The 21,776-nt window shown below is 51.3% G+C and carries 20 protein-coding genes; 7 read left to right on the forward strand and 13 right to left on the reverse strand.

The annotated features are described in order from the left end of the window. Nucleotides 1-18: 18 nt before the first annotated feature. The 5 genes from AC6EMZ_RS09825 to AC6EMZ_RS09845 are packed head-to-tail and all read right to left on the reverse strand — an operon-like array spanning nt 19 to nt 3,347. Entirely contained in the window at nt 19-762 is a 744-nt protein-coding gene (locus AC6EMZ_RS09825; protein WP_498402243.1) for a fimbrial biogenesis chaperone, read from the reverse strand. A 19-nt stretch (nt 763-781) separates the two neighbouring features. Continuing rightward, the gene (locus AC6EMZ_RS09830; protein WP_498402244.1) at nt 782-1,486 is read right to left on the reverse strand and encodes a fimbrial biogenesis chaperone; all 705 of its coding nucleotides are present in this window, start codon (nt 1,484-1,486) and stop codon (nt 782-784) included. A gap of 7 nt (nt 1,487-1,493) precedes the next feature. Continuing rightward, a complete protein-coding gene (locus AC6EMZ_RS09835) occupies nt 1,494-2,054 on the reverse strand; it encodes a fimbrial protein (protein ID WP_498402245.1) in 561 nt (186 codons plus the stop codon). After that, on the reverse strand, nt 2,029-2,754 hold the full coding sequence (locus AC6EMZ_RS09840; protein WP_498402246.1) for a fimbrial biogenesis chaperone: 726 nt from the start codon (nt 2,752-2,754) through the stop codon (nt 2,029-2,031). Before AC6EMZ_RS09840 ends, AC6EMZ_RS09835 begins: the two co-directional genes overlap by 26 nt. A gap of 44 nt (nt 2,755-2,798) precedes the next feature. Beyond that, nucleotides 2,799-3,347, reverse strand: coding sequence for a fimbrial protein (locus AC6EMZ_RS09845; RefSeq protein ID WP_498402247.1), 549 nt, complete (start codon nt 3,345-3,347; stop codon nt 2,799-2,801). Between the two features lie 459 nt (nt 3,348-3,806). Here AC6EMZ_RS09845 and AC6EMZ_RS09850 point away from each other — a divergent pair, with 459 nt between their 5' ends. Together AC6EMZ_RS09850 and AC6EMZ_RS09855 are read left to right on the forward strand one after the other, a co-directional pair. After that, nucleotides 3,807-4,589: a winged helix-turn-helix domain-containing protein gene (locus tag AC6EMZ_RS09850; protein ID WP_498402248.1), complete on the forward strand. Its 783-nt coding sequence runs from the start codon at nt 3,807-3,809 to the stop codon at nt 4,587-4,589. After that, nucleotides 4,573-5,067, forward strand: coding sequence for a hypothetical protein (locus tag AC6EMZ_RS09855; RefSeq protein WP_498402249.1), 495 nt, complete (start codon nt 4,573-4,575; stop codon nt 5,065-5,067). Before AC6EMZ_RS09850 ends, AC6EMZ_RS09855 begins: the two co-directional genes overlap by 17 nt. On the opposite strand, the gene AC6EMZ_RS09860 is transcribed toward AC6EMZ_RS09855, so the two are convergent. The 5 genes from AC6EMZ_RS09860 to AC6EMZ_RS09880 all read right to left on the reverse strand — a co-directional run bounded on the left by AC6EMZ_RS09860 (nt 5,064) and on the right by AC6EMZ_RS09880 (nt 9,841). After that, on the reverse strand, nt 5,064-5,645 hold the full coding sequence (locus AC6EMZ_RS09860) for a response regulator transcription factor (protein ID WP_498402250.1): 582 nt from the start codon (nt 5,643-5,645) through the stop codon (nt 5,064-5,066). The genes AC6EMZ_RS09855 and AC6EMZ_RS09860 overlap by 4 nt on opposite strands. 256 nt (nt 5,646-5,901) lie before the next feature. Next, entirely contained in the window at nt 5,902-6,459 is a 558-nt protein-coding gene (locus AC6EMZ_RS09865) for a helix-turn-helix transcriptional regulator (RefSeq protein ID WP_498402251.1), read from the reverse strand. Nucleotides 6,460-6,776: 317 nt separating this feature from the next. Beyond that, nucleotides 6,777-7,091 carry an HdeA/HdeB family chaperone gene (locus AC6EMZ_RS09870; RefSeq protein ID WP_498402252.1) on the reverse strand — a complete coding sequence of 105 codons (315 nt, stop codon included), beginning with the start codon at nt 7,089-7,091 and terminating at the stop codon, nt 6,777-6,779. Nucleotides 7,092-7,141: 50 nt separating this feature from the next. Then, a complete protein-coding gene (locus AC6EMZ_RS09875; protein WP_498402253.1) occupies nt 7,142-8,674 on the reverse strand; it encodes a DHA2 family efflux MFS transporter permease subunit in 1,533 nt (510 codons plus the stop codon). 3 nt (nt 8,675-8,677) lie between these two features. Continuing rightward, complete coding sequence (locus AC6EMZ_RS09880; RefSeq protein WP_498402321.1) at nt 8,678-9,841, reverse strand: EmrA/EmrK family multidrug efflux transporter periplasmic adaptor subunit; 1,164 nt, start codon at nt 9,839-9,841, stop codon at nt 8,678-8,680. Nucleotides 9,842-10,166: 325 nt separating this feature from the next. Between AC6EMZ_RS09880 and evgA the strand changes: the two genes are divergently transcribed. The 4 genes from evgA to gadC all read left to right on the forward strand — a co-directional run bounded on the left by evgA (nt 10,167) and on the right by gadC (nt 17,578). Continuing rightward, nucleotides 10,167-10,781: an acid-sensing system DNA-binding response regulator EvgA gene (evgA, locus tag AC6EMZ_RS09885; protein WP_498402322.1), complete on the forward strand. Its 615-nt coding sequence runs from the start codon at nt 10,167-10,169 to the stop codon at nt 10,779-10,781. A 4-nt stretch (nt 10,782-10,785) separates the two neighbouring features. After that, on the forward strand, nt 10,786-14,385 hold the full coding sequence (locus AC6EMZ_RS09890) for a response regulator (protein ID WP_498402254.1): 3,600 nt from the start codon (nt 10,786-10,788) through the stop codon (nt 14,383-14,385). Nucleotides 14,386-14,555: 170 nt separating this feature from the next. Continuing rightward, nucleotides 14,556-15,953: a glutamate decarboxylase gene (gad, locus tag AC6EMZ_RS09895; protein ID WP_498402255.1), complete on the forward strand. Its 1,398-nt coding sequence runs from the start codon at nt 14,556-14,558 to the stop codon at nt 15,951-15,953. A gap of 86 nt (nt 15,954-16,039) precedes the next feature. Beyond that, entirely contained in the window at nt 16,040-17,578 is a 1,539-nt protein-coding gene (gene gadC, locus AC6EMZ_RS09900; protein WP_498402256.1) for a glutamate/gamma-aminobutyrate antiporter, read from the forward strand. Between the two features lie 45 nt (nt 17,579-17,623). Here gadC and ychF read toward each other — a convergent pair whose 3' ends face one another. After that, nucleotides 17,624-18,718 carry a redox-regulated ATPase YchF gene (gene ychF / locus AC6EMZ_RS09905; RefSeq protein ID WP_498402257.1) on the reverse strand — a complete coding sequence of 365 codons (1,095 nt, stop codon included), beginning with the start codon at nt 18,716-18,718 and terminating at the stop codon, nt 17,624-17,626. Between the two features lie 125 nt (nt 18,719-18,843). Next, on the reverse strand, nt 18,844-19,428 hold the full coding sequence (gene pth, locus AC6EMZ_RS09910; RefSeq protein ID WP_498402258.1) for an aminoacyl-tRNA hydrolase: 585 nt from the start codon (nt 19,426-19,428) through the stop codon (nt 18,844-18,846). Between the two features lie 273 nt (nt 19,429-19,701). Here pth and ychH point away from each other — a divergent pair, with 273 nt between their 5' ends. Then, the gene (gene ychH / locus AC6EMZ_RS09915; RefSeq protein ID WP_498402259.1) at nt 19,702-19,977 is read left to right on the forward strand and encodes a stress-induced protein YchH; all 276 of its coding nucleotides are present in this window, start codon (nt 19,702-19,704) and stop codon (nt 19,975-19,977) included. 66 nt (nt 19,978-20,043) lie between these two features. Here ychH and dauA read toward each other — a convergent pair whose 3' ends face one another. After that, nucleotides 20,044-21,723 (reverse strand): C4-dicarboxylic acid transporter DauA, encoded by a 1,680-nt coding sequence (gene dauA, locus AC6EMZ_RS09920; protein WP_498402260.1) that lies wholly within the window; start codon nt 21,721-21,723, stop codon nt 20,044-20,046. Nucleotides 21,724-21,776: the final 53 nt, after the last annotated feature.

Genomic DNA, 21,776 nt, shown 5'->3' on the forward strand with positions numbered 1-21,776 from the left:
CGACGCGGATCGGTCGGTTCACAGAGGCTGGTTGAAGTCCGGCGTATCCCATCCGTCTTCATCGATCAGTCGCCACGTCACGCTGGCACCAGAGGATGTGTCAATGGGGTAGGACCGTTGGCCGAACGGCGGCACCATAAGGCGCAGGCCCGCTTTGCCCAGTTCGGACGCACCCGAAGCAAGATGCGAAAACGTCAGCCAGTATGGCGTGGGGTTGGTGGCAACCAGGTCATGACCTTCCCTGTGAAACTTCAGCTTGGGCGCCATCTCCTCAACGGCGCGGCGCTTGAGGCCGTCGGGGCGATAGAACAACTTGAGGTTGCTCACGACGGTCATCACCATTTTTCCCTGCTCCGACTTCTGCGGCTGTACCGGCATCGCCTTCATCGAGATAAAAAATACCGATTCCCGATCCTGAGGCAGCGGAACGTCGTTGCGGCGAATGCGCAGGGCCAATTCGCCGTTGGCTTCAATGCGTGAAAGGGGCGGCGTGACGACGAAAGGTATCCCGGGCTCGCCCTGCCAGTGCAGATCCACGTCGCCCGTTGCGCTATCCACCGGGCGAAGCCAGGACTGCACCAGGTAAGGCGAAGGGCTGTTGTTATGGGCGGTCAGGGAAACGCCCTGCTTATCATGGGCGGAATAAATCACCCGCAGGGTGTAAAAGGAGATGCCCTGCGGGGCGCTTTCCGGCGCCGCGAGCACGCTTGGGCCCATGCCCATTAACAGGAGGGCCGATATTATTTTAAGAAGACGCGTCATGATTCGTTATCCGGAGTTCTCAGAGTGTTTGTTGACAGCTGCCGGACAGGCCGCCGTAGTCGGTAATGGTTTGCCAGCTCGCCCGCGTTGCCCGGCCTGGTGATGTCAGAGACAGGTTGCTGTGCGGTGCCACCATGGCTGGCTGCTGCGTCAAATCGACTGCCTTACCGTCCAGCGACAGTTCGCCCAGCGTCTGAAAGTAGGGCGTAGGATTAGTCACGCTCACGCCCTTATCGTCGCGGCGAATGGCTAACCGACAGGCCGTATCGTCGTGCGGGGCGCTCATTCCACGCGGTCGATAAAAAAGCTTCAGCACAAAGCGCATGCCGACCGACAGCCGACCCCGGTCGATCAGGGGCTCGTCCTGCGAGGGAATGGCCGAAACGGAGAGGTAAAACAGCGATTCCCGATCGGCGGGCAGGGAATGATCCTGCGGCAAAATGCGCAGCAGCTGTCGGCTGTCACCTTTCAGGGAGAAAAGCGGCGGCGTCACGATAAAGGGCACAGGCGCGCCCTTTGAGGTGTCATCAGTCGAGGCGATCTGGGTTTGAATCAGCCAGGTTCGACTGCCGGAGTTCTCAACGGTGAGGTTTTGCGCGCTGTCGCCGGCAGAAAAAATCACCCGAGTCTGATTCAGGCGTATGCCACCCTGATCCGCATGAGCACAGGACAGGTTAAGCATCAGCGCCGCGCCCAGCGCGCCGCAGAGAGAAGCCAATCTCATCGCATCCTCACTGATAGGCAAAAATGAACATCAGGCTGGCGGTGACAACACCGGTTCCAACGTCCGCGCAGCTTTGTGAACTGATGCAGCTTGCGGCGGCGTAAAAGCCCAGCGTCTGATCGACGGGTTTTTTACCCACATCTGCCAGCGGTAAGGTTGCTCCGCTACGAAGCTCCGCCAAGCCGTAGCCTGGCTCAGCGTCGGTCTGGAAAACCATGATGCCCATACCCGGTGCGGAGTTTGCCTGCCGAAAAAGCCACTTATTGTCCTGGCTTACGCCCGGGCCGGTCACCGCGACCATGGGGGTGAGGTTGCTTGCTCCCCCGCCCGTACACTCGGTCACCGAAAGCTGAAAAGGCTGTGCAGAATAGAGCCGCTGCGGCGCCAGGCTCGACAGCGAAACGTCGGGCAGCCTCAGCGCACTTTTGTCCAGGTTAAGGGTGCAGGTTCCGTTGTACAGCATGGCGGAAAAGTTAAGCGTCACGGCGGAAACGGTTTGGGGGAATAAGCAGCACAGGCTAAGCGCGGCTGCTATCGGCACGTTAAGGAACGCTGGTGCTAAACGCATCGGTGCCTCCGGTGTCGTTAATCGTCTGCCATTCCACCCTGGTGTTGGCCGTGAGCGGTGTTTTTAAAGGCCAGGTATTGCTGCCGCGAGGGGCGATCATCAGCGCGTTGGGTGTATCCAGCGCCAGCTTGACGCCATTCGCTTTCAGCGAGGTCAGGCTGACAAAGTAAGGTGACGGGTTGGTCACCATCAGGCCACCCTGTACGCGCGCGAAGCGAAGGCCGCGCTGAGCGTCCACGGAAGAACCTTTCAGGTCTGCCGGGCGGTAAAACAGCTTGATGATGTTACCCACCCCAAAACGGGTGCTTCCTTGAATCCCCCCTTCGTTTTGCGATGCCGTGGACGTTGTGCTTGCCGGGATGGCAGTGGCATGCAGATAAAAGATGGACTCACGGTCGGTCGGCAGCGACGCGGGGTTCCTGGCAATACGCAGTTGGTTGATGCTCTGGGGCTCAAGCCGGAACAGCGGGGGCGTCACGGTGAACGGAGCGGGTGTGCGGGTGTCCTGCGTACCGCTGACGGCAGCCTGAACCAGATAAGGGGTACTGGACTGGGTATTGCGCACGGCTACGCTGATACTGGCGGCTTTCTCAGGATAAATGAGTCGGGTGGCGTTAATGCCAAAGCCATCTGCCCAAACTGGAGTGGTGATGCCAGGCGCGACGATCATCAACGCGGGCAAGAGAAAAAAACGCATCATACATCGTTCCTGAAAAGGCGGGCCACAGGCCCGCCGAAAGGTCATTAGTTGTAGACAAAGCTGAAGACAACCGGCGCGCTAACCATGCCGATATCTGGCGTGGTAGAAGTCGATGCCAGGCCAGCCTGCAGGCTCAGTGCTTTTCCGTTGAAGTCGCCCGCTGCCGCTGGGTCGGCTGCGGTGGCGATCAGCAGGTTGTCACCGGCGTTGATGTACTGGTTTGGCGCAGATACCGGGCTAATCATTACGCCGGTGTTGGTGCCGGTGCTGTTAAACATATTTGGGTTGCCGCCCAGCGTTTGTCCGGAAATCACCACTTTCGCCGTGTCGCCTGCCGCTTTCGGTGCTTCACAGTTGCTCAGGCCGACGGTGAAATTTTTCACGCTGCTGGCGACCGGCGTGGCAACGCCGGTGAAGCTGGATTTAGAAAAGTTACCCAGGTCCAGGCTGCTGTTCGAAACCGAAACGTCACAGGTCGCGGCGACAACGTTCGCCGTAATCGTCATTTGGGCGTTGGACGCCGCCATGGATACGCCGGAAGTTGCCAGCAACACTAAAGCGACAGGAGTCAGAGTGAAAATAAATTTACGCATGTTCATTACCTTATTTAAAAAAATTAAATCATCCTTTAGGAATAATTTGGCTATACTCAGAGTTACTCTCTACATTATTGCTGTGCTGCAATTTGCCGACATATTAGTAATTTTAAATATTTTTAAAATAGGACATTCCTTTTGTTTATTTCCCGTTGTCTGATAAAAATATCAAAAGCATTATTGATTGATGCATAACCATATGTATTATGGTGGTATTTTTAATTTTCCGGGAGCGATCGCAGAGTGGCCTTTTCTTGAATTAAATTTAAAAAAAAGTTAAAAAAACTTATAAGTTGAATCCTTTTATCGGATCAAGCATGCTACGCGGCCTTCATGCCTGTGATTTAAGAATGACTCAGAGCATATTGAAAAAATTAATGAATGGCGTAGAGCCGCGAGCTATTATGATGTGTAAGGCATTTTAAACATGTTAAAACCCACGGAGAACGGGGCGCTATGACCTTTACGATTGCCCAAACGGTTATATTCAGAAGTGAAGACGGGACGCTGTGGAGTATTGCACAACCCGATAAAAGGGTGGCGTTGACGACTATCCCCGCGCGGCTTTTTACCTATCTTTTGGATAACGCAGATAAAATTATTAGCCGAGAAGAACTGCTTAACAACATTTGGGAAAAGTACGGGCTTGAACCTTCGAACAATTCCGTGAATCAGTACGTGTCGTTGATTCGTAAATCGCTGGCCGAACTTGGGTGTGAAGGCGACATCCTTCAAACCCTTCCCAGAGTAGGTTTTTATATATCCGGAGATAAAGTTTTTTGTGATGAAGCAAAGCGTGAGGACGTTAAAAACCCGTCTGTTCCTTTATCTGCTGCCCAAAAAACGGGGAAGACAAGCCGCGGGCTTCGCAGGATAGTGGTGGCAATCAGTCTCATGATTTCAGCGTTTTTTATCGTCCAGCCTTTTAGTCAGGCATTAAGCCCGCTGGATTATGATTTCCCACACTCAAAACTTTTTGGCATTGGCTCAATTGGAGCCTGTCCGCTGTATAGCCTTAATAAAAGTCCTGCGGAAGTTTCAAAACGTAAGGAACAGCTCGCGCTGGGATTAGCCTCGTCGAGGCTGGCGTGCGTTCCCAACGCTGTGTTTATCTTTCAATCGAGCGAGCAGGATCTTTATCAAAATACCGGTCGCGTCTTTATGACACGCTGCATAAAAAATGACGATACGGAAACACACTTTTCTGACTGCAAGGCCATTTATGATTTTTCTGAATGAAAAGAAGCCCCGTACTCTGTGGCTGATTGCCCTCGCGCCAATTGTTATTGCCTTGCTGCTTAATGTTGTTCTGCGCCATTTTTATGAAAAGGAAAGAGGGCCAAAAGTGGACTGCACCTCTTATTTTTCTTCGTGGACGGATATCAAAACCGAAGGCGTGCTCACGCTGCACCTTGACGGCGAAGGGCATGGAAGAATTAATGTCTCCGCAACGGCTAAGGATGCGGCAGGGGCTAAACAGTATAAGCTGCTGCGCGATATCGACTTTGACTACCGCTACGAAGGTGAAGGTTATCTGGCTATGCAGCACCTGGCGGTGAGTAAAAAGGTGAGCGACACGATGCCGAACGAACGCTTCAACACCTCAATATTCGATTTTTCAGGCGAGGTAAGACGTCTGAGGCTCACCTCGCTCGACAATGGCTATATTATCTGGAACGCATTTTCGCCCGCGCTTATGTGCATCCAGGCTGATTAACGCCGTGTTGATTCGGGGGGCTGGCCAAACTTTCTGATATACAACTCATTAAAGTTTCTGGCCCCTCTTTTTCTTACCGCCTTCATCTTGTATCCGCTGATGGTTTTGGCCGATAGATTTAGTATGCGGGCAATATCCACCTGCGAGTAACCTGCAACAAGCAGCTCCAGAACACGCTGTTCGTTGTGAGTCGATCTCAGCATTTCGCCAACAATATCGCCAAAGATAACGTCCTCAAGCGCCTTCGGCCTAAGCGTTCCCACATTACCTATCAGAGCCTTCAAACTTTCATATGAGATTTTTTTATCCACGACACCGTCCGATAAGTGTCTGATAGCGGAAGAGAGCACTTCGATATTGGATGACAGCGTAATGATGTAGAGATCGTTTTTTTCTTTACGGCGCTGGTGCAAATATTTTATCAGGCCATAAGTATCTTTCGAATCACCATCGATAAAAACAATGTAACCTTCGCAGCGGCTGAAGGCGGTATTTTGTTCCTCAACCAAAGTTTGAATAAGACAGCTAAAGGCAAGCCGACTCAAAAAACATGAGTAGGGGGTATCAAGTAATTGCATAAAAACTTCCTGACTAATAATCGGATAAAAACGGCACCGGACAGTCAGCAATACACTGAGCGTGGCTTCGTTTCGATTGATGCAATAATCTACTCACAAAGCCATTCCCTGGTAACTTATAGTGCATTGTGCATTAATTATAGGTTTTAATGCTAAATTATAAACCCTAGGCTCATCAATCAGATTTAAATGCTTACGCAATTCGCTTCGCGGCATGAAGTTCGCTACATTTGCATCTGACTATTTTATTGAAGGCTCAATAATGACTATTGTTTTGCTTGAGCATATATAGCTCGTTGAAATTTCTGACGCCATGCCTTCGAATGGATCTAATTTTATAAGCACTGACGGTTTTAACAGAGATATTTAATAGCTGGGAGATTTCAGACTGCGACCGACCCGCAAGCAGCAGTTCCAGCACTCCGTTTTCTTTATGTGAAACCTTAAATATTTCACCCAGGATATCGCCGAATACGTTATCCGACAGGTGCTTAGGTTTCGATCTGAGCATCGAACCGATCAGTTCCTTCAGCTCACAGTAGGTTATTTTCTTTTCAATGACATAATCAGAAAGATGCCAGATGATGGGGGAGCATTTCCTATCCTGCGAGATAAGAGTGACCATATAGACCACTTTTCCCTTCCTTCGCATCTCATATACTGATTTCAGGACATTGTGAATGCCATGAGCATCACCGTCGACAATGGCAATATAGCCTTTTATCAGTTCAGTATCTTCCCGGATAGAGTCCATAATAGATTGAAAAGCAACCTGACTTAATGCACAGCAATAATTTGTATTCATCAAAATCATCAGAATACTGACCTCCTGGTAAAAAACGTCCCATCCAAAGCGTGCGCAAATAGGGCGCTGCTCAGGTAACCTTATTAATATCATTAACGATAACGAGTATATCCACGGGTATTCAAGGGCGTCAAATGTCCGCCTTTTTGCGCAGTGATGAGATTAAAACAATATTTTTATATATAAAATAGAAGGTTAGCGGTTCCGGGAATGAAAAATTCCGCTAAATTAAGATAAAGGGAAGGAAAAAATAGAAAGATCTGAAAGGCGAGCAATATAATGCCCGCCATAATATACTGCCAATAACGAACACGTTGATGAAGCGTTTACTTAATCTTGTCGATCCATTGAGTCAGCTTGCTTTCCGGTTTTGCATGGCAAATGTTAAGCAGGAGGGGAGCAGAAACGGTTTCAACATCTTCTAAATCGACATAGTCACCATCTTTATAATGTGTATCTTTATTGACTACCCAGAATGCCACCGGCGTCATCGCCTTTGGGTTCATATCAATATATTCCTGGCAGGTCATCGCATTCGGATCATTGCTCGCATTTGCATTCACTGTTTTTGCCTGCGCTGCACACGTCAAGGCTAATACAGTGGCCGTGAATAACATTACGTGAACTGTTTTTTTCATCATATTTCCATTTACAATAGTTGTGGGTTTAAAAAGTAGGTGTAGATTTCTGGTCATCCCACTGATGCGCTTTTAAAGGGTGGCTTTGCAAACCATACCAATAGCGTCAACACCAGGAAGATATGCGCTGACATATAAAATATGTCGTTGGCAGACATCAGCAGACTTTGCTGCGTGATTTGATCGTTGATATAGGCAGCAATTTGCTGCTGGCTAAATCCCATTCCCTGTAATTTACTAAATAGCCCAACCGACTGGGGATTAAAGGGCGTTATCGACTCTGTTAGCTGTGCGTGATGAAATGACTCACGACGACTCCAGAGCGTCATGGTTATCGTCGTGCCTATCGATCCCGACAGCGTCCGGAAAAAGTTGCTTAAGCTGGTGGCGGCGGCAAATTTCTCCGGAGCTAATCCCGAGAGAGAAATGGTGGTGAGCGGTAAAAAAAAGCAAGCGACGGCAAAACCCTGCAAAAACTGCGGTATCACCATCCAGGTGAAATCCAGCCCCAGATTAAAGGTGATTGCGCGCCAGTAAAAACAGACGGCGTACATAATAAAGCTGAACGTCACCAGGATGCGCATATCAATATTATTGCCGTAGCGTCCGATGAGCGGGGCGATCAGCAGCGGCATGATGCCAACGGGCGCATAGGCAAGCCCGGCGGAAACCGATGTGTATTCGTAGACCGTTTGCAGCAGCTGCGGCATTAACACAATGGCACCGGCATAAATTAAATATGAGCAGGCGATGCAAAGCACCCCGATACTAAAGTTTCGGGAACGAAACAGGCTAAGATCGATGATCGGGTTATCGTTGGTTGCTTCCCAGATAATTAGGGTAATAATCCCTATTACCGCGATGGCGGCCAGCACAATAATCGTGGTGGAATTAAACCAGTCCAGGTCTTTCCCTTTATCCAACATGATTTGTAGGCTACCCACGCCAATCACTAGCAGACTGAGGGCGATATAGTTAATTTTGACCGGTTCGGTCGGGGTCTCTCGGCCTTTTAACATAAAGGTGGTGAGGAAGACGACCAGAATCCCAATAGGAACGTTGATTAAAAAAATCCAGCTCCAGTGGTAATTATCACAAATATAGCCGCCGATAATTGGGCCAAAAATGGGGGCAATAATCACCGTCATCGACCACAGCGCCAGCGCAAGGTTACGTTTTTCTGGAGGATAATTACGCATCAACAGGCTTTGCGACAGTGGGATTAATGGACCCGCAACCAACCCCTGAATCACACGGCAGAAGATGAGCGTACCCAGGCTATCCGACATCCCACAGCATAGCGAGGCGAGGGCGAATAGCGAAACGGAGGATAAAAATGACCGACGCTCGCCAAAACGCTGTGCCAGACGGCCGGTAATGGGGATAGAAATCGCGTTGGCGACGCCGAATGAGGTAATCACCCACGTCCCTTCATCCGTTGAGGCACCAAGAAAACCGGAGATCGTCGGGATCGCCACGTTTGAAATCGTGGAGTCCAGCATCTGCATAAAGGTTGCCAGCGACAGGGAAATTGTCACCAGGATTAATGCAAACCCTTTTAGCGGTTGGGAAGCGTTAGTCATCATTAATCACTTCGCGTTAGCGTGGATGATACGGGTGATTTCACTGTTAACAGGCGACATGTCGATGACCAGGGCGCTGCTATGGTAAGCGGGCTTAATGCGCTGAGTGGACGCCAGCGACTGGCCGCTTTCATCGCCTTCTTTCAGCGTAACGTTGGCTGAAAGACCAATGCGCAGGGGATGTTCGGCAACTTGCCCGGCATCAAGCGTGATGCGCACCGGGAGTCGTTGCACAACTTTGATCCAGTTCCCGGTGGCGTTCTGGGCGGGCAGCAGCGAGAATGCGCCGCCGGTACCCATACTGATACCGTCAACTTTTCCATCAAAAATGACATCGTTCCCATAAAGGTCGGTTACCACCTGCACCTTCTGGCCGATTCTGACCCCGCTCAGCTGGGTTTCTTTGAAATTGGCATCGATCCAGATTTGACTGGTCGGAACAATAGACAGCAGCGGCTGGCCCGCGCTCAGAGTTTCACCTACCTGCACATTGCGCTGGGCAATATAACCGGTTGCGGGGCTGCGTATTTTTGTCCGCTGGAGTGCGATCCAGGCTTCGCGGAGCGCTTCGGAGGCCTGAAGGATTTCGGGTTGCTTTTCGAGCGAATCCCCTTGAATGAGTGCTCTGTTGCCACGGTATTTTTGGGTTGCAACATCCAGCGCGGCTTTGCTGCTGCTCACAGCATCCTTTGCATGTTGCAAATCTTCCTTTGAAATAGCTGCCGAGCCACGTAGCTGTACGCGGCGCTGATAGTCAGCATGCGCTTGCTGCAGGGCAATGTTGGCCTGTTGGATGTTGGCGCTGTACTCTTCATCCGCGATGTAAACCTGCTTAACCGTTCTGACCACATTGGCAAGATAACCGGCTGCTTTTGAATAGCTAAGTTTTTCGTCGGAATCATCCAGCGTGACCAGCACTTCGCCTTGATGAACTAAATCGGTATCGGTGTAATGAACGGTGACCACGCTGCCAGCAATCTGTGAAGAGACAGTGATTTGATTTCCCATCACATAAGCATCGTCAGTATTCTGGGTGCCACGAAGGCTGTAATACCACCAGGATGCCAGGCCAGCCGCAATAATCATTACTATCAGCAAGGCAAGTAGCATAATTTTACGTTTTTGAATGTTGTTTTTAACGTTTTTAACGTCATTAAAGCGATCTGTCATAATTTCAAAACCTGCTATTCTATTATTTAAAACAGTAACGGTTGTGCGAAGAAGACCCGTCCGCGTAAAAAAATAGACATCGCGAGATGATAAGAGGTCGTTACGCAAATATTGCGGCATCAATAAATTGAAACCGCAATAAAAGTTGTTTTCCATTTGGGGAGTGCCAGCGCGAAAAATTGTATACAATAGGGTTGTCCCGGCACAGCAGAGATATCAGAAATACCTGCAAGCCGTTTCCTACGTCTGTAGTCCAGCGTGATAAAATGAATAAGCGGTAATTTTTTGTGGTGGCAAGGAACCCATAATGAGTGAAAAAATGAATATGAGTGCAGTTATCATTGACGATCACCCTTTGGCCAGGATGGCTATCCGCAACCTGCTGGAACATGAAGGCATGAGCGTTCTTGGTGAAGCCGGGGATGGCGCTGAAGCGCTGATCGCCGTGGCGAAGTTCCAGCCTGATGTGGTTATCGTGGATGTCGATATCCCGGTGATGAGCGGGATTGAAGTGGTGGAAAAGCTTCGTAAGCAGCAGTTCAATCAAATTATTATTGTCGTTTCTGCAAAAAACGACCATTTCTATGGCAAACGTAGCGCAGACGCCGGGGCTAATGCATTTATTAGCAAAAAAGAAGGGATGACGAATATTCTGTGTGCTATCCGCGCGGCGAAGAATGGCTACAGCTATTTTCCCTTTTCGCTCAATACGTTCGTTGGTTCATTATCCAGCGAGCAGCAGATGCTCCAGTCGCTGTCCAGCCAGGAAATAAAGGTGATGCGCGCCATTCTGGCTGGTGCTGATAATAAGCAAATTGCTGGCGAAATGTTTATCAGTAATAAAACGGTCAGTACCTATAAAAGCCGCCTGATGGAAAAACTGGGCTGCAAATCATTAATGGAACTTTTCTCATTCGCGAATCGAAATAAAATTGGTTAAGAATATGATTAGGCTGGCTGCAATTTTTTTGGGCATTGTGCTGTGCTTTACCGTTCCGGCATTTGCCGCGGACGAGGAGCCGACGGTCTTAACCCTTTACAGCAGCCACGATGTTATTACGCCTCCGGTCCCGCTAAGCAACCATGATGTGCTGTGGCTGGCTAAAAAGCGAACGCTAACGGTCGCCATTTACGGGCCAGAATCCCCGCCGTTGAGCATGAATAGCGCAACCGGGCGCTATCGTGGAATGAACGCGGACTATCTTTTTCTACTTCAAAAAGCGCTGCGTATCTCCATTGTGGTGCAAAGTTATGCTGGCCGACAGCAGGCGTACGATGCGCTTAAAAGCGGGCGGGTGGATCTCGTATTGACGTCTTCGGTCGATGTTGGCCCCCTTGATCCCGACGTTGTCACGTCACTGCCGCTGGTGAAGGGGTATCCTGCGCTTGTGAGTCGGCAAAGGCAGGTGATGAGCCCGCTGAGCGATGTCCGTCATGACGTCACCGTTGCGATTACTCAACATTATCCTTCAGAGGCGTTTATTAAAGCCTCATGGCCGCGTGCGCGTATTGTCTCTTATTCAGATGATTACCAGGCCTTAGCGTCGGTTGCCAACGGACAGAGTGATTATTATTTCGGCAATAATCTCACCACCAGCTTTATAATTACCCGCGACTTTTATCAAACGCTAAATATGGTCAAATACTGGCGCTCACCGCTCATCAGTAATGCGCTGGTGGCGGATAAAAGTCAGCACAATTTGATTGCGATGGTAGATGCATTTATACAGTCGCTTACGGAACCGATGCACAATCAGCTTGTACAGTCGTGGATACAACTGGGTAATCTTTCATTTCTAAATCGGCCGCTGGATTTAACCGGCAAAGAGATGCGCTGGTTGCGAAAACATTCCACGCTGCGGGTTCTGGTCAATCCTTACTATGCGCCCTTTAGCATGGTGGACGATCATCAGGACATTCGGGGGCTGGTCGGCGATATACTGAACCTTATCAACCTGCAAACTGGCTTAGACTTCAGCCCGATTATTGCCAATTCTAACGATGAAATGGCTCGTATTATGCGCAAGGGTGAGTGGGATATTCTGCCAACGGCGACCTATAGCGCCGAGCGGGAAGAGCTGGTCAGCTTTACCCACCCCTTTATTGCGACGCCGTTTGTCATCGTGACGCGCATGACTCCAACCGGTGTGGCCGAATTATCGGCGGGCATGAAGGTGGCTATTCCCGTCTACCACACGCTTTCTGGCAAATTAAAAAGGCGCTATCCGGGCGTAGAGTGGGTCACATCGCGAAACACCAGCAGCGCTTTAAGCCGTCTTGCCCAGGGAGAGGTGGACGCGGTTATTTCCACCCAGCTCGCATCGCGCTTTATTATTGACCACTACTATCCTGAACGGCTGATTTACAGCCGCATTCCCGGCGAACCTCCTGCGCAAATAACCTTTGCAGTACCCCGGGAATCCCCTGAACTGCTGAGCATACTGAACAAGGCGCTGGACGATATCCCGCCGAAAGAGATGCTGGAGATGGCAGGAAAGTGGACAAAAATGACCAACGTCAAAATTGAGACGTGGAATCTTTACAGCCGTCCGTTCTATTGGGTCATTGGCCTTGCCACGCTGCTAGTGCTCAGTAGCCTGATGTGGGGCGCGTACCTGCTGCGCGCCGTACGCAGGCGTAAAGCCTCTGAGGCGGCGTTGCAATATCAGCTTAGCTTCAGGCAGACGCTGTTTAACGCCATCCCCGTGCCTGTCTACGTAATGACGCCGGAGGGCGGACTGGAAAGTTACAACCACGCCTTTAACGCATTTTTCAGCGACGAACGGCATTCCGCCCTGCGGTATTCCATGTTCGATCGCCGTCATCCATTGGCAAATATCTTTGCTGAGGTTCATCAGACGATTGAGCAAGGGCTAACGCCGGACGTCGTGGTTCCACATCAACTGATGTTGAACAACGGTACGGAAGATCGGCTTATTCTGCACTGGGTTACGCTTTGCCGCATGCCTGCGAAGATGCCTCCGACAATCATCTGCGGCTGGGAGGATATTACTGAGTCCAGACGGCTGATGAATGCGTTGCAGGTCGAGAAAGATAAAGCCATTGAGGCCAGTCGCGCCAAAAGTAACTTCCTGGCCAGCATGAGTCATGAAATTCGCACGCCGGTCAGCGCGATAATGGGGTTCCTGGAACTGATGACGACGCGCAGGCAAACGCCGGAAGAAAACAAGGAATCTATCCATCTAGCCTATGTTACCGCGCAGTCACTGATCGGCCTTATCGGTGACGTGCTGGATATGGAGAAAATAGAGTCGGGCAAGTTTGAATTCTCGCCTCAATGGGTCGATTCTCGGGCGTTAATAGAGCAGACCATCAGCCATTTTGAAGGTCTTGCCGACCAGAAGAAGATCAAGCTTTCGATGGATGACCAGATTGAGGAGGATACGGCGCTCTGGCTCGATCCGCAGGCCGTTAAGCAAATTCTTGCGAATCTCATCAGCAATGCGGTGAAGTTTACCCACGTGGGCGGTGTCCAGGTGTCGGTACGGCTCGACGCGCGCCCAGAGAATCTTACCGTGCTGACGATAGACGTGCAGGATAGCGGGGTAGGTATTTCGGCAGAGGAACAGAAAAAACTGTTTACCCCGTTTGGACAGGCGCAAAGTGGTCAACAGCAGGTCGGTTCTGGTCTGGGACTCATGATTTGTCGCGAGCTGGCTGAACGTATGGGAGGGCAGCTGTGTATGACGAGCCAGCCGGGCGTTGGCACGCGTGTAAGCGTGACGATACCGACGGAATACACCAGGCTGGACGATCATGCGCCAGTGGTGACCGACAAGCGCGAAGAGCCGCTCAAGGCGCTGAGGATTTTGATTGCCGACGATCATCCCACTAATCGACTGCTGCTGCGTCGGCAGTTAGATACCCTGGGCTATCGCGTTGATGAAGCGAAAGACGGCGTTGAGGCGCTTGGTATGATTAATGAACAGGCTTACGATCTACTGATAACCGATCTTAATATGCCCAACATGGACGGGATGGAATTGACACGACGCGTGCGCGCCATGAATAAAGAGATCAACATTTGGGGGTTAACCGCTAACGCGTTTTTTGAAACCCAGGAACGTTGTCTGGCAAGCGGTATGAATGTGTGCCTCATTAAGCCAATTGACCTGCCAAAATTAAAAGCGGCGTTGCGCGAAATAGATAAGCCTGCCGGGCATGATCCGCTCGAAAAATTTATTAATCTGGAAACGCTACGCTCGTTGGCGCTAAATGATAAATCGCTAATGCGAAAAATGCTGGAGCAGTCGCTTAACGAAAATAAGCGCGATATTTTAGCCCTGCGTTCTGCCATTAATCGCGAGGAGTGGGATGTCGCACAGCGCCATGTTCATCGTATCAACGGTACGGCGCAAATCCTTGGTGCGGTGGCGATACACAGCCTGGCGGAGCAGATTGAAAGCGCGCTAGACGTTGACCCGCGATCGGTCGATATCCTGAGCGATATCCGCAGTCTGGAGGAGCAGATAAGCGGCTTGAACCAAGCCACCATCGCTTTTTTGCAAGTAATCCACGATTAATACGCAGTCCTGGGTCTCAGCGACCCAGGACTACAGCCGTAGTCCATAACTGACATTTCTTACTTATTCCTCTCATATATTCTGACCTGCAACTCTGCGTAAAATATCCCCATGTTGTCGCATCGCGATTAAAGCATTCTCTCAACTTTAAATGAATAAAGGTCAGTATTATGAATTTTAAGCCCGCATCGTCTTATCATGAAAATGATGATATTTACGCGTCTGCTGATTTAGCAACAGCGCTTCCCACCACCGAATTTCCTCTACAGGAACGCAATGCCCGAAACGTATTTAATGCGATTCGTGATGAGTTAATGCTGGACGGCAATTCTCGTCAGAATCTTGCGACATTTTGCCAGACCTGGGTTGACGACGAAATTCATGAACTGATGGATTTATCGATCGATAAAAATATGATCGACAAGGATGAATATCCACAAACCGCTGAAATTGAAGCTCGCTGCGTGAGAATGCTGGCCGACCTGTGGAATTCACCCACGCCGGAAACAACGCTCGGATGTTCAACGATTGGTTCTTCCGAGGCCGCGATGCTCGGCGGGCTGGCGCTGAAATGGCAATGGCGAAAGAGACGCGCCACACAGGGGCTTTCTACCGATAAACCTAATCTTATCTGCGGCCCGGTGCAGGTGTGCTGGCACAAATTTGCCCGCTACTTTGACGTTGAGCTGCGTGAAATCCCGCTTGAAAAAGATCGCCTGATCATGAGCCCGGAAGAGGTGCTTAAGCGCGTTGATGAAAATACCATCGGCGTAGTGCCAACGCTCGGCGTGACCTTTACCTGCCAGTACGAGCCGGTAAAAGCGGTGAGCGATGCCCTCGACAAGCTCCAGCAGGATACCGGGCTGGATATTCCCATGCACATTGACGGCGCGAGCGGCGGTTTCCTGGCACCGTTCTGTGCGCCGGAGCTGGAGTGGGATTTCCGCCTGCCGCGCGTGAAGTCTATCAATGCCTCAGGACACAAGTTTGGCCTGGCGCCGTTAGGTGCGGGCTGGGTTATCTGGCGCGAAGCGGCCGATCTGCCTGAAGAGCTGATCTTTAAGGTGAACTATCTTGGCGGGAATATGCCGACGTTCGCACTTAACTTTTCTCGTCCGGGTGGGCAGATCGTCGCGCAGTACTATAACTTCCTGCGCCTGGGCCGCGAAGGCTATGCCAAGATCCACAATGCCTGCTATGCCACCGCGCAGCATCTGGCGAAAGAGATTGGCAGCATGGGGCCCTTTGAGATGATCTTCGACGGCGACAGCCAGAGCGGGATCCCGGCGCTGGCGTGGAAGCTGAAAGAAGGTGCCAATATAGGCAATTATTCCTTATATGACCTGGCGGACAGGCTGCGCTCCAGCGGCTGGCAGGTGCCAGCCTATTCCATGCCAGCCGATCGCGAAGACCTGGTTATCCAGCGCATTCTGGTGCGCCATGGGGTGAGCTTTGACCTGGCCTGTCTGCTTTTGAAAGATATGCAGCGCGCGCTGGCGTATTTTGCCGAGCATCCGCTGACCCCGTCACTGCCGCAACCGCGGGTCGGCGGCTTTAATCACGCTTAACGCGCACCTCATTTATATCGTTATCGGGCGGCGGATACCGTTGCCCGGACGGCTTACTGCGTCAAATTTATTCTCAGGAGAACGCTATGGCGAGTATACAAACTCAAGCCGCGCCAAAGCAGCTTACGCTTTTTGGTTTTTTTGCTATTACCGCGTCGATGGTGATGGCCGTTTATGAATACCCTACGTTCGCAACGTCCGGTTTTTCCCTGATTTTCTTTCTGCTGTTGGGCGGGCTTCTGTGGTTTATTCCCGTTGGCCTGTGCGCCGCAGAGATGGCAACCGTTGACGGTTGGCAGGAGGGCGGGGTGTTTACCTGGGTGTCTAAAACGCTGGGTGAAAAATGGGGATTCGCGGCGATATCGTTTGGCTATCTCCAGATTGCTATCGGGTTTATTCCGATGCTTTACTTCGTGCTGGGCGCACTCTCGTATATTTTGAAATGGCCCGAGCTTAACCAGGATCCGGTAGTGAAAAGCATTGTGGGGTTAATTATCCTGTGGGGCCTGGCATTTACCCAGTTCGGTGGCACCAAAAATACCGCGCGAATTGCGAAGATCGGTTTCTTTGCCGGGATCTTATTGCCTGCGGCGATACTGGTTGTTCTGTCTGTTTCTTACCTGCATTCCGGTGCGCCCATTGCGATTAAAATGGATGAGGCCACGTTCTTCCCGAACGTTACCCAGGTAGGAACGCTCGTCGTCTTTGTGGCATTTATCCTGAGCTATATGGGCGTCGAAGCCTCGGCTACCCACGTTAACGAGATGAAAAACCCCGGTCGGGACTACCCGCTGGCGATGCTGCTGCTGATGGTTGCGGCTATTGCGCTAAGCTCGATTGGCGGTTTGGCCATCGCTGCGGTGATTCCTCGCGCCGAGATTAATCTTTCCGCAGGCGTCATGCAGACCTTTACCGTACTGATTAATCATTTTGGTCTGGGATTTGAATGGGCGATTCGTGGTATCGCGGCGCTACTGCTGTTGGGCGTACTGGCAGAAATCTCAGCATGGATCGTCGGGCCTTCTCGCGGAATGCTGGTGACAGCGCAGAAAGGTATTCTGCCCGCACGATTTGCCAGAATGAACAAAAACGGCGTGCCGGTTGCCCTGGTTATTTCGCAACTGGTGATTACCTCTATTGCGCTGGTTGTGCTGACCAATACCGGCGGGGGTAATAATATGTCGTTCCTGATTGCGCTGGCGCTGACCGTAGTGATTTATCTGTGTAGCTATATCATGCTTTTCATGGGCTATATTCAGCTCATCCGCAAGCAGCCGCAAAATAAGCGCAGCTTTAATATTCCCGGTGGTAACAGGGTGAAAGTCACCGTAGCGTTGATTGGTTTGATCTCTTCGATAGTGGCGTTCGTGGTCTCGTTCTTCCCGCCGACCGGGCTGCCGGGTGGCGATGCTAACGATATCTACACCGGGGTACTGGTGGTGAGCTTCCTGATTGTGCTGGCAATTCCGTTTATCATTTATGCTACTCATGACAAACGCAATGCTGTAGCTGGTTTGACGCTTGAGCCGCTAACCAAAGCGTCGGCACCGGAGGGGCATTTCTTTATCCACCCTCGGGCTGCCGCAACGCACCACGTTGTGGTGAAGGGCAGGAAAATAGACTAAAAAAAATCCACGCTAAGGCGTGGATTTTTTATTTGCGGGGAGCGCTTAGACGTTGAACAAGAAGTTCATCACGTCGCCATCTTTGACGATATAGTCTTTGCCTTCTGCACGCATCTTGCCGGCTTCTTTTGCGCCTTGCTCACCTTTGTAGGTGATGAAGTCTTCAAACGCGATAGTCTGCGCGCGGATAAAGCCTTTTTCGAAGTCGGTGTGGATTTTACCGGCAGCCTGTGGTGCGGTTGCGCCAACCGGGATGGTCCATGCGCGGACTTCTTTTACGCCAGCGGTGAAGTAAGTTTGCAGATTCAGAAGTTCGTAGCCTGCGCGGATGACACGGTTCAGGCCGGGTTCTTCGATGCCCAGTTCAGCCATGAATTCTTCGCGGTCGGCATCGTCCAGTTCGGCGATATCAGATTCAACGGCAGCACAGACAGCAACCACGACAGAACCTTCTCCGGCGGCGATTTCACGCACTTTGTCCAGGTAAGGGTTGTTCTCGAAACCGTCTTCATTGACGTTTGCGATGTACATGGTTGGTTTTAGCGTCAGGAAGCTCAGGTATTTGATGGCAGCCTTGTCTTCTTCCGTCAGGTTTGTCAGCGAGCGCAGCATGCCCGCGTTTTCGAGTTGAGGCAGACATTTTTCCAGCGCGGCTTGTTCTGCTTTCGCGTCTTTGTCGCCGCCTTTGGCACGCTTCTGCACGCGGTGCAGGGCACGTTCACAGGTCTCAAGATCGGACAGTGCCAGCTCGGTATTGATGACGTCGATATCGTCAGCCGGATCCACTTTGTTGTTCACGTGGATGATGTTGTCGTTTTCAAAGCAACGCACAACGTGGCCAATTGCTTCGGTCTCACGGATGTTGGTCAGGAACTGGTTACCCAAACCTTCACCTTTTGATGCGCCTTTGACCAGGCCTGCGATATCCACGAATTCCATGGTGGTTGGCAGGATACGCTGCGGTTTGACGATTTCCGCCAGCTGATCCAGACGAGGGTCAGGCATCGGTACGACACCGGTGTTTGGCTCGATGGTACAGAACGGGAAGTTAGCTGCTTCGATGCCCGCTTTAGTCAGCGCGTTAAACAGGGTGGATTTGCCAACGTTTGGCAGACCAACGATACCGCATTTAAATCCCATCTCTAGATCACCTTAATATCTTGATATTCAACCCGTTAGCATTAACCGATTGAAGAAAAGTAAATAACTTTGCCTATTATACACGTAACCTGCATCACGCGCGGTAAAAATGCCTTATTGCCCCGTTACTGCGCTTTAAAAGCATGTAAACGGTTAGTGGCTTTGGTTAATCCATCTTGCAGCCAGATCTCAGTACAGCGCACCGATTCATCTACCGCTTCGTCAATGAGCTTCTGTTCGGAAGCGGGCGGTTTACCCAATACAAATCCAACAACCTTGTTTTTATCGCCCGGATGACCAATTCCGACGCGTAAACGGTGAAAGTTCGGGTTATTGCCGAGTTTGCTGATGATGTCCTTCAGGCCATTATGCCCGCCGTGACCGCCACCCAGTTTAAATTTTGCCACGCCGGGCGGTAAATCCAGCTCATCGTGCGCGACCAAAATTTCATCAGGGTTGATGCGATAAAACGTGGCCATCGCGGCAACGGCTTTACCGCTTAAATTCATAAACGTCGTCGGTACAAGCAGGCGAACGTCGGCACCGGCCAGGTTAATACGCGAGGTATAACCAAAGAATTTCGGTTCTTCACGCAGGGGGGCTCGTAACCGCTCGGACAGCAGATCGACAAACCAGGCACCCGCGTTATGGCGAGTTGCCGCATATTCCGCACCTGGGTTGGCGAGGCCGACAATCAGTTTAATCGTCACGTTTCATTTCCTAAAGAGTTCCAGAACTGGCGCGTAGTTTACTGGTTGCTGCGCCGCTTGACAAAATTCTGCGTGAGGAATGGAGAGATATGAATAATTACTTATCTGAATCATTAGAATTTCATGTTGTTCAGGTGCTTATTTGTAAACTTTTGTCGTGACGGTGGTCATTAATGTGATCATTCACGCAACTCATAAAAGGGGCGTTGTCTATACTTTACACACAAGGATTAGGGACATTTTTCCCTTAAACCCAGGTTCCGGAGGTGACACATGAAACGCAAAAACGCTTCAAGACTCGGTAACGTGCTAATGGGATTAGGCCTGTTCGTCATGGTAGCAGGCGTGGGTTATTCAATTCTAAACCAGCTGCCGCAGCTCGATTTGCCGCAATATTTTGCGCATGGCGCAATTTTAAGCATTTTTTTAGGCGCGGTATTGTGGCTGGCCGGTGCGCGTATCAGCGGCCATGAACAAGTTAGCGACAGATACTGGTGGGTGCGCCACTATGATAAACGCTGTCGCCGCGATCAGCATAAACCCAGCTAGTGTCGCGCAACGATAAACGCAATGAACGACTCCTTTCGGAGTCGTTTTTTTATGTTGCTCTGGTCATCACAGATCGGCCAGTGCGGCCTCGCGGTTTGGATAGAATGCAAGACGACCTGGAATAGGTTGCACGCCCGCGCGGGCCATGGTGCGCAGTGGCTGGAACTCCAGATTACTTACTCTCAGTTCACAGCCTTCCGGCAGGCGTTGAACAAAGCGCTGGAAAGCATCCAGACCACCCGCATCGAGCACCGGAACGGCATCCCATTTCAGTACCACAATCCGCTTCCCGCCAATACGAGACTCAAGATCGCTAAACAATCCTTCGGCGGCAGCAAAAAACAGCGGGCCAATCACGCGCAACACCAGCACGTCGTCAGGTACCTCAACGTTAACCGGGGCGAGGCGGGTCATCTGGGCAATCCGGCGCATAAACAGCAGCGACGCGAGGACGATCCCAACGCTAATCGCAATGACCATATCGAACAACACCGTCAGTGACATGCAGATTAACATCACGATGATGTCGTCTTTTGGCGCACGTCGCAGCAGATGCACGACCTTATGCGCCTCGCTCATGTTCCAGGCAACCATCAGCAGCAGGGCGGCCATTGCGGAGAGGGGCAGCCAGGAGAGCAGCGGAGCGAGCGCCAGTAACGCCAGGATAACCAGCAGAGAGTGGATCACCGCCGATACAGGAGACGTCGCCCCCGCGCGGACGTTGGCCGCTGAACGGGCAATCGCAGCGGTCGCGGTAATACCGCCAAAGAATGGCGCGATAATATTCCCCAACCCCTGACCGACCAGTTCACCGTTGGCTTTATGCTTAGTGCCGGTCATTCCGTCGAGCACGACCGCGCAGAGCAACGATTCGATGGCACCGAGCATCGCCATCGAGAAGGCCGCAGGCAACAGTGCGCGCAGGGAATCCCAGCTCAGCGTGAAGTTGGAGCCTGGCATATCCCATGGCAGCACCAGCTGCGGTAAAAGCTGTGGGATACCGTTGCCCTGAGAGCCATCCGCCAGAATGTAGTGGAACTGCGAGCCAATGGTTGCCACCTGTCCGCCCAGCAGATTTACTACGCCCATCACCGCGCAGCCCAATAGCAACGCCGGTAAATGGCCCGGCAGGCGAATGCCCAGTCGCGGCCAAAGGATCAACGTCCCCAGCGTCACGATGCCGATTGCCGCATCACCCATATTTGCGCTCGGCAAGGCCATAAACAGAGCGCCAACCTTTTGCAGATAATGTTCGGGGACATGGGTGAGGTGCAGGCCAAGGAAATCCTTGATTTGCATCGTCCCGATGGTAATACCAATCCCGGACGTAAATCCGAGCGTCACGGAAAGGGGGATGTATTCGATAAGCCTGCCGAAACGCGCCAGACCGAATAAGATCAAAAAGACGCCCGACATCAACGTCGCGACCAATAGCCCCGCCAGCCCAAACTGCTGTGAAACCGGATAGAGAATGACCACAAAGGCGGCCGTCGGCCCCGAAACGCTAAAGCGTGAACCGCCCGTCAGAGCAATGACAATACCCGCGACTGCCGAGGTATAAAGCCCGTATTGTGGTGGAACGCCACTTCCGATGGCCAGCGCCATCGCCAGCGGAATCGCAATGATCCCAACGGTTATCCCGGCAATGACATCACGGAGGAAACGTGATGAGGTGTATTTCTCTTTCCAGCAGGCGTCGATGAGGGCGCGAAAGGGCAGAACATGTGAGTTTGCTAGGTTTTTCACAATTATCTTCATCCGTGAGCGCATCATCTGTCATATGAATGGCAGGTGAAGTT

Source organism: Enterobacter sp. SCRI0065 (genome assembly GCF_059766475.1).